The organism is Shewanella sp. SW24 (genome assembly GCF_025653395.1).
GTDB lineage: Bacteria > Pseudomonadota > Gammaproteobacteria > Enterobacterales > Shewanellaceae > Shewanella > Shewanella oncorhynchi.
This window is the reverse complement of sequence record NZ_JAKKSH010000001.1, coordinates 1-14,669: the sequence shown is the minus strand read 5'-3', so window position 1 is coordinate 14,669 and position 14,669 is coordinate 1. Positions and strand designations below refer to the sequence as shown.

Genomic DNA, 14,669 nt, shown 5'->3' with positions numbered 1-14,669 from the left:
TGTTCATAACACGAAAAGCCCGCATGTTGCGGGCTTTTGTTTAAGCGCAGCATTATCTTTTAAAGCGATAACATCATGGCAGATAACAGTAAAAATCTTGAATAAGATCAGACTCTGGCGCGAAAGTCCGCCCATAAAAACCTTAATCCTTGAGTTTTGGCTCACTTTAGCGGATCTTAATTCAATCTTTTAGTTAATCCTCTGAGCCCATGCGTATTTATTCTTCACTCTCCCAATCTCAGTGGCTGTTATCACTTTCTGCACTAGTGGGGCTAAGCTTATTACACTTACCCGCCATGGCGTTCGACCCATCGGGTGGCGCAGCGAGCCTATTTATCATTTTAGGCCTCGGTGGTTTTACCTTAATCAATCTGTTTCTACAGGGCTTATTCTTTTTTGCGGGTCAGTATCGTAGCGCCACTTTTGCCAAACGCCATGTATTAAGCGCACTAATAGTGCCATTAATTGCCATTGCGTTAGCCATTTATGATCATAGAGGTTGGAGTGATTTCGCCCTTAACTTAGGTATTATCTGTGTCGGTATTGGACTGATTTTATTGCCACTACAGCTTTGCCAAATCGATAAAACCACCAATCGCAATGCCGATTGGATCATCAGCCTAGGGGCATTATTCATCTTAGCTTTGAGCTATGTGATTGCGCCATTAGCCCTCTTTACGATTGTGCTGGCCCACATTTGTTTGGCTTCAAGCACAAATCAAATTCCTAAGATATTAAGTTATATCAGTTTAATCCTTGGCTATTCTCTTTTTGGCTACTGGGTATATCAAACAGTGATGATGCTCCAATCCTGATTGAAAATGAATGAGCAACGATAAAATTAGCGATTAAATTGACTAAGACGAATCTCACTAAAGCGCCATCGCCACTTTGCGTAACAGTATCGCCATCATGCTCGGTATCAATGGCCAAACTGCTGACAAAAATCAGCGCCTGTACTTTATGTCAAGCCCATTTACCCTTAGCGCCCAAACCGATATTGCAGGCCAGTACCCAAGCGCGGATTTTGATTGCAGGCCAAGCTCCAGGCGTGAAAACCCACCATAAAGGCATACCTTTTGACGATGCCAGCGGTGAACGGCTGCGCACTTGGTTGAATGTCACGCGGGAGCAATTCTACGACCCCAATCTTTTTGCCATTATCCCTATGGGATTTTGTTTTCCGGGCAGTATCGAAAAAAACGGTAAAAAGCAGGGTGATAAACCACCGCGCTCCGAATGTGCAGCCACTTGGCATCAGGCCTTGCTCGCCCTAATGCCGCAAATAGAGCTAATTGTGATCCTCGGCCAATATGCCATCGACTATCATCTACCGCGCGAATCGTCCGAGGCCGTAAACCCCACTTCGCCGATCACTAAGCCTCAAACAACCAGCAGTAAAATTTCGACCAGCGCTAAAGTAAAAGCCATCCCCAAACTGAAACCAATAACTGTGACCCAAGCATGCGCGCAATGGCAGCAATATTGGCCTAAGTATCTTGTCTTACCGCACCCAAGCCCGCGTAATAATCTTTGGCTTAAGCAGCATCCTGAGTTTGAACGCGATATGCTACCCAGATTAAGAATGCGTATTGCATCCCTGTTAAACCTTCAACCCCACTAGGCGCCTGTATGTATCTGCTTGATTCTGCCATTGCTAAGCAAATTGTGAGTCGTACAATGAAAATCATTGGCCACAATATCAATGTGATGAACGGCCAAGGGGTGATTTTAGGCTCAGGCGACCCTAAGCGCATTGGCTCAACCCACGAAGGCGCGCTGCTGGCGATTGCCCAAAATCGCAATGTGGAGATCAGTCAAGAAGTCGCCTCAGGGCTGCATGGCGTTAAGCCTGGCATCAATTTACCCTTACATTATCAAGGACAAATTATCGGCGTCGTCGGCATTACCGGTGATCCACGTGAGCTCACCCATTATGGTGAGTTACTTAAAATGACCGCCGAAATGATTGTTGAACAAGCCAACCTGCAGGATAAATTGCAATGGGAGAATCGCCAGCGTGAAGAGTTTATTCTGCAACTGATCAAAGCTGAAACCGATGATGCACAGTTGCACCGCTGGGCAAAACAGCTCGACATTGATATCAGCCTACCAAGAGTTGCGGCCATTATTGAGATCAGCGAGAAAAACATCCAGAAACACCATTTAAAAACCGACACAACCCCAGCGGCCTTGTACTTAGCTGAGGCATCCACTCAGCCCGCCGATGAACGCAGCCCCAGAGTCAGTGAAACCCTCAAGCAAGTGCTGCATCTATTGCAATATCCTGACCGTGGTAACTTGATTGCCATGACCTCAATGTCGCAGTTGGTGATCCTAAAGCCTGCTTTTTTAGATGGAAAACAATGGGATCCTGAGCTCGAAAATCAGCGTATCGATAAGCTGTTGCAGCGCTTACCCGCCCAAATGGATTTAAACTTTAAAATTGCTCTAGGCCATTTCTTCCCGGAAAAAGGCGGGATAGCGCGCTCCTATCACACGGCTCAAGAAACCTTGGCACTCGGTAAGCAGCTCAATGCAGAAGGGAATAAATACCTGTTTGAAGATTATTCCCTACAAGTGTTACTAGCAGGGCTAAAACATGACTGGCGCGGTCAGGCGCTGGCAACGCCCTATCAGCAACTCGCCAAGGCGGATAAAAATGGCCAATTACGCAAAACCTTAGCGGCTTACATCACCCACTTTGGCGATGCACAGCAATGCGCGAATGCCCTGTTTATTCATCGCAATACACTGAGATATCGCCTTGATAAAATTCAGCAAATCACCCAAGCCGACATTCAATCCCTGCATGGATTATTAAGCCTGTATCTTGGGCAATTAATTGATACTTCGACTCGCTTAACTTAATACTCAAATAACTTAGCAACTCAACAGATTAGCCAGAAAAAGCCCGCAGATGACGGCGCAGACCTTATAACCAGATCAATTGAGTAAAACTTGGTCTGTACTAAAAAATTAATTGAAAGATTTATACCGTATCCCCTTTCCTATCCTTTCATATAGTATCGCGTCGATATGCTAGCGCTCTCGACTTAGTCCATTGAAAGGAATGATAATGACCTCAATCAAACTGACTTTACTCGCCAAAGCTTGTCTCATTAGCGGCTTAGCGCTGACTTCACCTTCGTTAATCGCGGCCGAGAAAACCATTCCCGAACTGGTCGATGCCGTCAACGGCACACCCGATGCGGCAAGTCGCGAGGCGGGTAAAAATGTCAAACTGCGTAATCACACTAAGGGATTTTGTACCTCGGGCAGTTTTAAACCGAATCCACAATTACAACAAACGTTGGCAATTCCATTTTTTAATCAAGATAGTATCAAGGTCACAGCTCGCTTTTCCCTCGGCGGAACAAATCCGCAGATCTCAGATAAAACCGCTGGGCGCTTTATGTCACTCAAAATTGACGGCGATAAAGAAAACCTTAACTTTGTCACCACTAACGTTCCTGTTTTCTTTGCCAAAAATCTCGAAGAATTTTTTAACTTTCAAACCAAAGTGAAACAAGGCCCTGAAGGTAAACAGTGGCTTATTGATAATCAACCCAGCGCCAAAGCTTTTTTCGACTATGCTAAACAGTTGCCTCCAAGCCCAAGTTTTGCCAACAGCCGCTACTTTGGTGTAAATAGTTTCCTGTTCAGCACGCCAAAAAACAGTGTTCTTCAAGATGAAACGGTCGCGGGTAAATGGATTTTTGAACCTGTCGCTGGTACTGCCGGGCTGTCAGCCAGTGAACTTGCCAATCTCAGTGATGATTTTTTAAAGGCGGAATTACTCGAGCGCATTAAAACCCAGCCAGCACAATGGAACCTTTATATTCAACTCGCCGAAATGGGGGATGAGATTAATGACCCAACTGTGATCTGGCCTGAAACTCGCCAGCGTTTACTGGTAGGCCAAGTGATGATTAACGGTGAGCGAGACAGCGATCCCCAAGTTCAACAGTGCGATAAAGGCATATTTAACCCACTGTTATTACCTAAGGGCATTACTGCATCTGCCGATCCCATACTCAATGCCCGCACCGCAGCCTATGTCGAATCCTTTATTCGTCGTCAATAAAGATGTCGAGTTAAGTCCCTCCTGTTTAGGATTGGCAAATAGCCCTATTTGCCAATCCTTATCGACAAGCCTCCTCTTACCGACAAAACGCCTCCTCCTGCATTCGAATTCACCTAAGCATTTTTGTGCATGAGCACAAAAATGGCGAAACATAACGCGGTAATTCCGTGGATTTAGCCAAAGCTATTCAAACATACCTGCACAATAATAGGATGACCTTAAAGCAGCCCTCATTTGGACTCAGGCCCAAATAAGCACTGCGCCCTACAATATAAGTCAAAAAACTTACTCAAAAACTTCAGCCAAGAACTGAACGGGACAAACTATGAACTTAGTGCTTATTCTCATCGGCGTGATTGCATTTATTGTTATCGCGACCTCAAAATTTAAACTCCACCCCTTTTTAACCTTAATTCTGGCCGCCTTTATCGCAGCCTTCGCCTATGGCTTGCCGAGCGGGGAAATCGCTAAAACCATTACCACAGGGTTTGGCAATATTTTAGGCTATATCGGCTTAGTGATCGTCTTAGGCACTATCATAGGGATTATTCTGGAAAAAAGCGGCGCCGCCATCACCATGGCCGATGTGGTGATCAAGATATTAGGTAAACGCTTCCCGACACTCACTATGTCAATTATCGGTTATCTCGTGTCTATTCCGGTCTTTTGTGACTCGGGTTTTGTGATCTTAAACTCACTGAAACAATCGATGGCGAACCGCATGAAGGTCTCTAGTGTCTCCATGAGCGTTGCCTTAGCCACAGGTCTGTACGCCACTCACACCTTTGTACCGCCAACGCCTGGCCCTATCGCCGCCGCAGGCAACTTAGGCTTAGAGTCCAACTTAGGTTTAGTGATCGGTGTGGGTCTCTTTGTGGCCGCTGTTGCGGCACTCGCGGGTATGTTATGGGCAAACCGCTTTGCCGATGTTGAGCCCGATGGTGAAGGCGCAGAAGAACTTAAAGCGCAGGCCAGTGACTATGAAACGCTGAAAAAAAGCTATGGTACGTTACCAAGCCCATTAAAAGCTTTCGCACCAATTTTTGTGCCTATCGTATTAATTTGTTTAGGTTCTATCGCTAACTTCCCTTCAGCGCCTTTGGGTAAAGAAGGTGTGTTTGATGTGCTCGTGTTCCTTGGTCAGCCTGTTAATGCCCTGATGATTGGCCTGTTTTTATCCCTGCTGCTGTTAAAGGGTGAGAATAAGATCAGCGAATTTAGCGAACGCATCAGCCAAGGGCTCGTCACTGCCGCGCCGATTATTTTAATCACAGGTGCAGGTGGTGCCTTTGGTGCGGTATTAAAAGCCACGCCTATCGGTGACTTTTTGGGCACATCACTGTCGGCACTGGGTATCGGTATCTTTATGCCATTTATCGTCGCTGCCGCGCTTAAGTCAGCGCAGGGTTCATCGACAGTCGCATTAGTCGCAACCTCTGCACTGGTTGCGCCTATGCTTGGCGATATTGGTCTTGGTAGCGATATGGGCCGAGTGTTAACAGTAATGGCCATTGGCGCAGGTGCAATGACAGTTTCCCACGCCAATGACAGCTTCTTTTGGGTCGTCACCCAGTTTAGCCGCATGAGCGTCAAACAAGCCTATAAAGCCCAAACTATGGCGACCCTAATCCAAGGTGTAACATCCATGGTAACTGTGTATGTGCTAAGCCTAGTGTTGCTCTAATATTAATGAGTTCTTGATTCAATATTGTCCCTTGGGCACATGCCGTGCCCAAGATATATCTCTGTTATACGCCCTAATAATTGCAACAGATTAATGTGCCAGTGATGGATATAAATGCCTTTATATCACCTCAGTTTTAGCACAGGGATGTTGTTGCGCCCAACGTAAGTGGCCTTGGGTTTAGTGTTCAACATTGAGCCCTGTTTTATCCCATTTAGCTGTAGGATTTTTAATGAAAATAGTTATCGCCCCCGACTCATTTAAAGAAAGCTTAAGCGCGCTCGAAGTGGCCAACGCCATCGAACAAGGCTTAAAACAAGTGATACCCGACTGCGACATAATCAAAATACCCGTTGCCGATGGTGGCGAAGGCACAGTGCAATCTATGGTGGACGCCACGGGCGGCAGTATTGTCAGCTTAGAGGTCATGGGGCCACTGGGGCATAGAGTGCAAGCGCACTATGGCATCCTTGGGGAAGGCATTCTGGGCGCGGCTATGAATACAAGTTCTGCTTCAGTTTCACGTGCAGATCCAACGAGCAAATCGCCACATCAAGGCGCGATTGCCGTGATTGAAATGGCCTCAGCCTCAGGTTTGCACCATGTGCCGAGGGAGCAACGTAATCCGCTGCTTACCACAAGTTATGGCACGGGCGAGCTGATTTGTGATGCGCTTAATCGGGGGATAAAGCACATCATTTTGGGGCTGGGCGGCAGTGCCACCAACGATGGCGGCGCGGGTATGGCCCAAGCGCTGGATATTTTATTGCTCGATGGCCAAGGTAAAACCTTGCCTTCTGGCGGCGCAGCGCTGGCGAACCTTGCTCAAATCGATGTATCAAACGCTCATCCACTTTTACGTGAGTGCAGCTTCGAAGTTGCCTGCGATGTTGATAATCCACTGTGCGGTGAACGCGGTGCATCGGCAATTTTTGGTCCGCAAAAAGGTGCGACGCCTGAGATGGTTAAGCAGCTAGATGCCGCTCTTGCCCATTATGCCGATGTGATTGCCCGCAATGGCATTAGTGATCACCGCGATCATGCCGGGGCTGGCGCTGCTGGCGGTATGGGTCTTGGCGTGATGGCTTTTTTAAATGCCGAGCTTAAACCTGGGGTTGAGATTGTAATGCAAACCGTTGGCCTTGCGGACAAAATCCGTGGCGCCGATGTAGTGATCACAGGTGAAGGCCGTATCGATGGTCAAACCGTGTTTGGTAAAACCCCAATGGGCGTGTTAAAGCAAGCCAAACTGCAGGGCATTCCCACTATCGGTATCGCGGGCTGCCTCGGTGAAAACGCCAATGCCATATTGGATCACGGTATGGCGGCTATCTTCCCTATCATCCCGCACTTAAGTCCGCTTGATGATGTGCTGGCCAATGCCAAGCTAAACCTTTGCAATACCGCCCGAAATATCGGCGCGGTACTCATGTTGGGCCAACGCAAATTTTAGGGCTAACATGAATTTTAGGGCTAATGCTCAGGCTTGATGAGTGGCTCGTCGAGTTAAACATAAAGGCGCCATAACGGCGCCTTTGCTTATTTAGGCCGCAACGCTTTGGTAACACAAAATTTTAGTGCTTGATGCCTAAAAGGCCTTGCAGTAAAGTGAGCTCCCTTTTTGGTATTCCGCTGATTGAACATTTGAGAGTCAATGATCGCGCATCACTGGTCGAGAATCACTGGTACGTTATACTCTTCGAGCCAATTTGCGGTTTCACTATAAAAATTAATAGACGGCAAGCCCCATGACCCAGAAACTCCCTCGCCAAGCCACCGCATCCGAAGCAAGTTTGCTGCGCATTTTTACTGCACCGGAAGATGCAAGCTCAACACTGAGTATTATCGAGCAAAAGCTCTCCGAGGACTTAGCAGGCTTTTTGGGTGACAGTATCGCCGCGCTCGAAAAACCCTTGTCGGAAATCGAAACCGATTTTCAAGCCTTTGAGATCCCAACTCAGCCGCGTTTTGTCTCCGATTACACCGACGAAATTATGCAGAATCTGGTGGCGCATTCGGTACACACAGCGGCACCAAGTTTTATCGGCCACATGACCTCGGCATTGCCCTACTTTGTGTTGCCGCTGTCAAAAATGATGGTGGGACTCAATCAAAATCTGGTCAAAATAGAAACCTCTAAGGCATTTACGCCGCTTGAACGCCAAGTGCTCGGCATGATGCACCATTTGATTTATGCCCAAGATACGGATTTTTATCAAAGCTGGATGCACAGCGCCAATCATTCCCTCGGGGCATTTTGCTCCGGCGGCACGGTTGCCAACATCACGGCCCTGTGGATTGCCCGCAACCAATTATTGAAAGCCGATGGCGAGTTTAAAGGCGTCAGCCGCGAAGGCTTACTCAAGGCACTGCGCCACTACGGCTATGACGATTTAGCGATTTTGGTCTCGGAGCGAGGCCACTACTCGCTGGGCAAAGCCGTCGATCTGCTTGGCATCGGCCGTGATAATATCATCAGCATTCCCACGGGCAGCGATAACAAGGTCGATGTCGCAAAAATGCGCCAAGCCGTCCTTGAACTTGCTAGCAAGAACATCAAAGTGTTAGCGATTGTTGGCGTGGCTGGCACCACAGAAACCGGTAATGTTGACCCACTGACAGAATTAGCTGCGCTGGCAAAAGAGTTAAACTGCCATTTCCATGTGGATGCAGCGTGGGGCGGCGCAAGTTTATTATCCAATAAATACCGCCACTTACTCGCAGGTATCGAACTTGCTGACTCAGTCACTATCGATGCCCACAAACAAATGTACGTGCCTATGGGCGCAGGCATGGTGTTATTTAAAGACCCAGAGTTTGCCCACGCCATTGCCCATCACGCCGAATATATTCTGCGCCGTGGTTCAAAGGACTTAGGCAGCCAAACGCTGGAAGGCTCTCGCCCCGGCATGGCGATGTTAGTGCACGCTTGCTTACAGATCATCGGCCGTGATGGTTATGAAATCTTAATCAATAACAGCCTTGAAAAAGCCCGCTATTTTGCCGAACAAATCAAAGCCCATGAGGATTTTGAGCTGGTCACTGAACCAGAGCTGTGCCTGCTCACCTATCGTTATGTCCCCGCTAAAGTGCAAGCCGCCATGCAACTTGCCTGTGAGCAAGCAGACACAGTAAAACTTGCGCGCTTTAACGAGCTGCTCGATGGCCTGACCCAGTTTATTCAAAAGCACCAACGCGAACAGGGTAAGTCCTTCGTTTCCCGCACCCGCATTCAGCCAGCCCGCTATTTTAGGCAAGCGACCGTGGTGTTTCGCGTAGTACTCGCCAACCCTTTGACTAGCCATGAGATCCTCAATCAAGTGCTGGTCGAACAAGGCGAAATCGCCGCACTAGATAACGAGTTTTTACCCGCACTCATGGCGATGGTGGCTGAATAGCAAGTTTGGGATGATGAGTTTCAAATAGCGGTTTTCAGATATAAATTTTCTAATAGCAAAACAGCCGCAAAGATCTTTGCGGCTGTTTTTATTTATGGTGCGAAATTAGCTGAACGTTAAAGAGACAAGATTAAGCGCTTATTCATTGTCATTTGTACGCCGAATTCAACTGCTTCCGTGACTCGCCGTAAAGCCATCCATGGCGGCTCTACGATGACATCCATGTCATCGAAGGTCACGTCCGCAGTTGAATTCGCCTTGGCTAATTTCTGCGTGATCTGCTGCATATTAAAACACAAATACCGTGATAACATCGCTACGATTTTAACCACAGCCCATAGGCATTATGGTGCGAAAGAGTAACCATGAAGTGTGGGTGTCCTCACTCTTTTCTTGAACAGAAAACGAAGGTAAAAAACCTTTGGTGAACAGAGTATTGGCTTGACTCACCGGGAACGTCCATAGATGGCTAGCTAAACCTCACTTCAGTGACTATTCGCTTGAATGTAAGCAGAAAGCACATTATGTTATTGTTTTTGAATAGGTGGCTGGATTTGGCTTTTCAAACAAGGCTGCTGTTTTATCGGTGGCACAACCAGTTTTATCACAAATAAGATCGTACTCAAGGATGAAACATGCCCTTACTATCGAATAAACAACATGAATTAAGCGCGAATATCGATTGTTTGAGCGATAAGGTTGTGCTGGCTCAAGCTTGGAAAAAAACACATCAATATATCCGCAGCACCAATTGGTATGCGGATACCTTTGAGCTGGATCGTTCTGCCATTGGCTTGGATAAACTGCTGGATAAATGGATCTTAGATTTAAATAGTAAGCGCTTCATGTTTAAGCCACTGCAACTGGTACCTGCACCCAAATCATGTCGATGGGATTTTGAGCACATTCAGATGGGTAGTATGGATTTTACATTAGATGAAGATTTTGATGGATTAAGCGAACTTAGTGAATATATTCGATATGCATGGAAACCTACAGTAGAGCAAAATAAGCAGATAAAGGAGTTGAGGCCTCTTGCCCATATCGATATCCGCGACCAAACCATTATGACAGCGTTAATGATGTGTTTAGCAAATAAAGTAGAAACGGAGCAAGGCGATACCTCATCCAAGTTTGCAGAGGTGCATGACAAAGGCATTATCAGCTATGGCAATAGGCTTTATTGCAAATTTAATAGTAATGAGGCGGATTTTAATTGGGGCAACAGCACTACCTACAGCAAGTACTTTTCCGACTATCGACAATTTCTCTCCCGTCCTGCACATTTTGGCGGTGAAGTACTGCAAAACAAAGCCGTGGATGAGCGTGTGTATGAAGTGCATCTGGATTTAGAAAAGTTCTATGACAAGATTGACCGAGAGAGATTGGTTGATAAGTTAGGGGCTGTTGTTGAAGAAGATGTTTTGGTGAAACGTCTGCTCAAAGCTTTTAAGGATTGGAAGTGGAAAAAAGACACCGATACTGCCTATAAGGCAGTATGCTGCCCGGACGGGGATAAACAAGCCCCGTGCGGAATTCCTCAGGGGCTTGTCGCTGGAGGCTTTTTAGCGAACGTATATTTGTTGGATTTTGACCGATGGTTATCTGAACAGATAAATAGTGAGATTATTGAAGGCATTCGATTGGTGGATGCCTGTCGTTATGTTGATGATATGCGATTAATCATCGTCAGCCGTGAAAAAAATATCAATGTTATTAAAGATAAAATTTCTAAATTCTTTAATTGTGAACTGAACAAACTGGGGTTAAACATACAAGAAGCGAAAACCAAGATTGAAGTCTTTCGTGCAAAAAAAGCTGGTATTTCATTTAAGCTAAAGAATATCCAAAGCAAAATCAGTGGGCCATTGTCGGTAAATGAAATTGACGAACAACTTGGGCATTTGGAAGGCTTAATCGGCTTGGCAGAATCTTTACGGACGAAAGAACTTGATGAAAATAATAACCCGCTTGCGCTGATTGACGGCCCTACGCAAGATGTGCGAGAAGATACCTTACTACGCTTTTCTGCTAATAAGATTCATTTCTTACTACGGCAAAAACGCAGTTTAATTGCCCAAGATGTGGATGAAACAGGTAACCCTATTCCTGGGAATTGGGATTATCTGCAAGAACGTCTGGCTAGGCGGTTTATCGCCTGTTGGAGTAAAGACCCCTCTTTAGTGCTTCTACTAAAAAAAGGCTTAGAATTCTTTCCAGATAAAAGACTGCTAAAGCCAGTTATTTCCCAACTTAAATTAGTACGCAAGCGTTCTTGTGCTAAGCAAAAAGCGATATCTGAGTATTGTTTGTGTGAAATTTTTCGCCATGCTGCGACTGTTATTCATGGAAAAGAGCATTGGGCCAACCCTGCCCATGCTGATGTAAACAGCTTTTTCGCAGCACTACAGGATGAAGCCGTTAACTTATTGTGTGAGGACAAATTTGACAATCCTTATTTATCAAGCCAAATGCGATTTTTATTGTTAGTGCGCAATGATTCATTATTAGGAGACGACAGTGACTGTGCACATTTTGACTTGATTACTAAGTTAATGAAGGGGTATCGGCGCATTAGCGTTGAGCATAGTGTTGATGATTTTGTTGCTAACTGCGTTTTGGCCTATCAGCTTGCCGCAGATAAACCGCTGGTGCTAAGGGCAATAGATGCCTTCCTTGAAAAACTGAATAAGAGGGGGCTACTGCTCAAAAAAGACAAAAAAATTACTAAAATGGATATTGAACCTATCTGTAAAGGCATAGCTATGACCGATATGGATTTGTTCAGTGCGTTGGTGAATTTTGAGGCAGGGAAAGCCGTATGAGTTGGGCTAAGCAGATTACCTCATTGATCAAACAAACAGGGATTAGAGAAAATGCAATTCAAGGGGATTTGAATCGCTTTAAACATAAAGCTGAACCCTTGTTTATCGGTTTATTGGGGGTCATCAAACGTCCAGACAATCCATTCCGCCATGAAAATGCGGTTGTTAAATTATTGCAAGCAGCTTTGAAAGATAAGTCAGCATTTCTCCGCGATATTGATATTACCAACTGCAAGGTTAAGTGTACTGATTGGACTCGTATTCAGTCACTACAAGAAGAAGTTGAAATTGAACTAACCGAACAAAACGATGAGTGTCTCTATCCCATACCCGATTGGGTTAATGAGGACAATAAACCTCTGTATCGAGTCGGAATGTTCCTACGAAGCTGTTTGATTGGACATGTCGATTGGACATGTCGATTGGACAAGCTTAAATCATCTTGATCGATCCTATTCAGGCTATCGCGGCGTAAAAACCAGCTTTTTAAAACGTCAGTTAGGCATGACACATGCGCCGACTGCTTTACAAGGTGAGGCTGCCGCTATGACTGGTTGGTTAACTGGACTGCTGTTTCACCTTCTCCAGTGGCCAGGTGCCAAAACAGCAAACGGTAATTATCTATGGCCAAGTCAGTGGGATCTTACCTCATTGAAGAAGCTGATTGATGAGCGGATTGAATTCCAGCGTACCTGCTATTGTGAATTGTCAGACATGCCAGGCTATATTGAACGAATTCAACTGGATTGGGATAAGACCAAAAAAACGCTTAAAGTTGTTATGGTTCAGTCTCTTTTACCTATAAATACTGATTTCGCATCTCATGGGTTTAAACTGGAAACCTCGCTGTATCGTGCTCGTCATCGGCGACATATTGCGGCAGTCGCTGAGTTGTTGTTACATAAAGTCGTTAGCCAAAACAGTATCTTCGACGAGCCAGAAAAACGTAAGTCTGACATTGACTTGATAGTTTGGCCTGAGCTATCCATTCATAAAGACGATATTGATATTCTTGAACGACTGTCTGATAAAACGGGAGCGATTATTTACGCAGGTTTAGTTTTTTTGGACATACCAGGTCATCCTGGACCAATTAACACTGCTATTTGGATCGTACCTAAAAAAGACGGTGATGGACGTCAGTTTATGTTCCGCTTTCAGGGTAAACAGAACATGATGAAAGATGAAATCGGACATGTGAAATCATGGAGACCTTACCAGTTAATCTTGGAATTGATCCATCCAGCATTTCCAGACGAACCAGGCTTTATGTTAACTGGCTCTATCTGTTATGACGCTACAGACATATCTTTAAGTGCAGACTTACGTGACAAGAGTAACGCATATATTGTTTGTGCATTGAATAAGGATGTAAACACTTTTGATACTATGATTGACGCTCTCCACTACCACATGTTCCAGCCGGTGGTTTTAGTAAATACAGGAGCCTATGGAGGCTCATGCGCAAAAGCACCTTACCGAGACCCTCACTTACGATTGATCTCTCACTGTCATGGTAACAACCAAGTGTCAATCAGTACGTTTGAAATGAATATGTTCGATTTTAGACGTGACAGTGTTGGTAAATCAATGCAATCCGGAAACCAGATAAAAACACAACCCGCAGGAGTTAGAAAATGATGTGTTTTAAGTCGGGTTTTGCAGCCCTGCTTGATATTAGCTTATGGGCGGGTTGGGCCAATATAGTTATGGCAATAGTTGCAGTTTTGGCACTGTTATTTGCTCGAACTCAAGTTGAAAGTGCTCGACGTGATAGTAGACGAGCTTCCGCTTATGCAGCATATAGTGAGTATCTTAAACTTTGTATTGAAAATGAATCATTTGCTAGAGGTATGGAGATAGAGATTACACGTAATGAAGATGATTATTCTAAATATCGTTGGTTTGTGGCCAATATGCTTTTTGCGTTTGAGCAGGTACTTGAAGTTTGCAAGGATGACCCTACTTGGAAGGAAACTATTCGACATCAACTACTTCGTCACAAATGGCATTTAGATAAATCTGGTTCAGCCAAAAGAGACGAATGGGGCGCAGATCTTAAAGATTTATTTCCAAAGTGAGAGATGAAAGAGGAAAAGAGGGACACCGAGGAAAAAGATAATAAGAGGGACACCCACATGTTTCTGAGATGAAAAAGTGCTCATCTAAAGCATCTACGTGAAAATAAATGATGATAGTGTGAAAAACTGCAGCTAAAAGGTACACAGGAATTAACGAAATTAAGCACGCTCGTTGAAGTGGCCGTTGGCGGCATGGCCGCTCATTCATATCTGACCCATAGGGATATGGGAAATGTCACCATTATATCGGGAACATAATTGACCATGTGACCGCGGCATTCGCGCATCCATATGCAGTAGATGCCGCCGTCGAACCCTCTGGAATGACTTTTATTATTTAAGCAGAGCGCTGAAGAATCCCCTGATGATTTACAAATAAATCATCAAATTAGGGTGGAAGCGCATCTTGTTGCATGATCAAATGGTTTCGCTAAAAACTACACTTGGACAACAAGATGCGCGAAGCCAATATCCTACAACATTCTTTACACCAATACTGCCCAGAACTTCACCTAAAACGATTAAACAGCTTGATGCTGGCCTCTAAGGCACTGATTGAATGTAAGACACTGACCTTGACTGAGTTAGGTCGAA

At 45.3% G+C, this 14,669-nt stretch carries 12 protein-coding genes and 1 pseudogene; 12 read left to right on the top strand and 1 reads right to left on the bottom strand.

Annotated features, from left to right (window positions below):
* Window positions 1-209: 209 nt before the first annotated feature.
* The 7 genes from L5M17_RS00065 to panP all read left to right on the top strand — a co-directional run bounded on the left by L5M17_RS00065 (window position 210) and on the right by panP (window position 9,169).
* Complete coding sequence (locus L5M17_RS00065; RefSeq protein WP_263144381.1) at window positions 210-815, top strand: hypothetical protein; 606 nt, start codon at window positions 210-212, stop codon at window positions 813-815.
* Between the two features lie 110 nt (window positions 816-925).
* Window positions 926-1,624, top strand: coding sequence for a uracil-DNA glycosylase family protein (locus tag L5M17_RS00060; RefSeq protein WP_263144822.1), 699 nt, complete (start codon window positions 926-928; stop codon window positions 1,622-1,624).
* 8 nt (window positions 1,625-1,632) lie between these two features.
* The gene (locus tag L5M17_RS00055) at window positions 1,633-2,871 is read left to right on the top strand and encodes a sugar diacid recognition domain-containing protein (protein WP_028760487.1); all 1,239 of its coding nucleotides are present in this window, start codon (window positions 1,633-1,635) and stop codon (window positions 2,869-2,871) included.
* 208 nt (window positions 2,872-3,079) lie between these two features.
* Window positions 3,080-4,087, top strand: a complete 1,008-nt coding sequence (locus tag L5M17_RS00050; RefSeq protein ID WP_263144378.1) for a catalase family peroxidase — start codon at window positions 3,080-3,082, stop codon at window positions 4,085-4,087.
* 325 nt (window positions 4,088-4,412) lie between these two features.
* Window positions 4,413-5,771: a GntP family permease gene (locus L5M17_RS00045; protein ID WP_263144375.1), complete on the top strand. Its 1,359-nt coding sequence runs from the start codon at window positions 4,413-4,415 to the stop codon at window positions 5,769-5,771.
* 232 nt (window positions 5,772-6,003) lie between these two features.
* A complete protein-coding gene (locus L5M17_RS00040; RefSeq protein ID WP_263144372.1) occupies window positions 6,004-7,224 on the top strand; it encodes a glycerate kinase in 1,221 nt (406 codons plus the stop codon).
* Window positions 7,225-7,519: 295 nt separating this feature from the next.
* Window positions 7,520-9,169 carry a pyridoxal-dependent aspartate 1-decarboxylase PanP gene (panP, locus tag L5M17_RS00035; RefSeq protein WP_263144369.1) on the top strand — a complete coding sequence of 550 codons (1,650 nt, stop codon included), beginning with the start codon at window positions 7,520-7,522 and terminating at the stop codon, window positions 9,167-9,169.
* A 324-nt stretch (window positions 9,170-9,493) separates the two neighbouring features.
* On the opposite strand, the gene L5M17_RS00030 is transcribed toward panP, so the two are convergent.
* Window positions 9,494-9,619 carry a hypothetical protein gene (locus L5M17_RS00030; RefSeq protein WP_263144367.1) on the bottom strand — a complete coding sequence of 42 codons (126 nt, stop codon included), beginning with the start codon at window positions 9,617-9,619 and terminating at the stop codon, window positions 9,494-9,496.
* Between the two features lie 185 nt (window positions 9,620-9,804).
* Here L5M17_RS00030 and L5M17_RS00025 point away from each other — a divergent pair, with 185 nt between their 5' ends.
* The 5 genes and pseudogenes from L5M17_RS00025 to L5M17_RS00005 form a co-directional block, all read left to right on the top strand.
* Window positions 9,805-11,994 carry an RNA-directed DNA polymerase gene (locus L5M17_RS00025; RefSeq protein WP_263144364.1) on the top strand — a complete coding sequence of 730 codons (2,190 nt, stop codon included), beginning with the start codon at window positions 9,805-9,807 and terminating at the stop codon, window positions 11,992-11,994.
* Entirely contained in the window at window positions 11,991-12,440 is a 450-nt protein-coding gene (locus L5M17_RS00020) for a hypothetical protein (RefSeq protein WP_263144362.1), read from the top strand. Before L5M17_RS00025 ends, L5M17_RS00020 begins: the two co-directional genes overlap by 4 nt.
* A complete protein-coding gene (locus tag L5M17_RS00015) occupies window positions 12,397-13,635 on the top strand; it encodes a hypothetical protein (RefSeq protein ID WP_263144359.1) in 1,239 nt (412 codons plus the stop codon). Before L5M17_RS00020 ends, L5M17_RS00015 begins: the two co-directional genes overlap by 44 nt.
* Window positions 13,632-14,075 carry a hypothetical protein gene (locus L5M17_RS00010; RefSeq protein ID WP_216822571.1) on the top strand — a complete coding sequence of 148 codons (444 nt, stop codon included), beginning with the start codon at window positions 13,632-13,634 and terminating at the stop codon, window positions 14,073-14,075. The genes L5M17_RS00015 and L5M17_RS00010 overlap by 4 nt, the downstream gene beginning before the upstream one ends.
* 455 nt (window positions 14,076-14,530) lie before the next feature.
* Window positions 14,531-14,669 (top strand): annotated as a pseudogene (locus L5M17_RS00005) (IS4 family transposase); the annotation flags it as partial.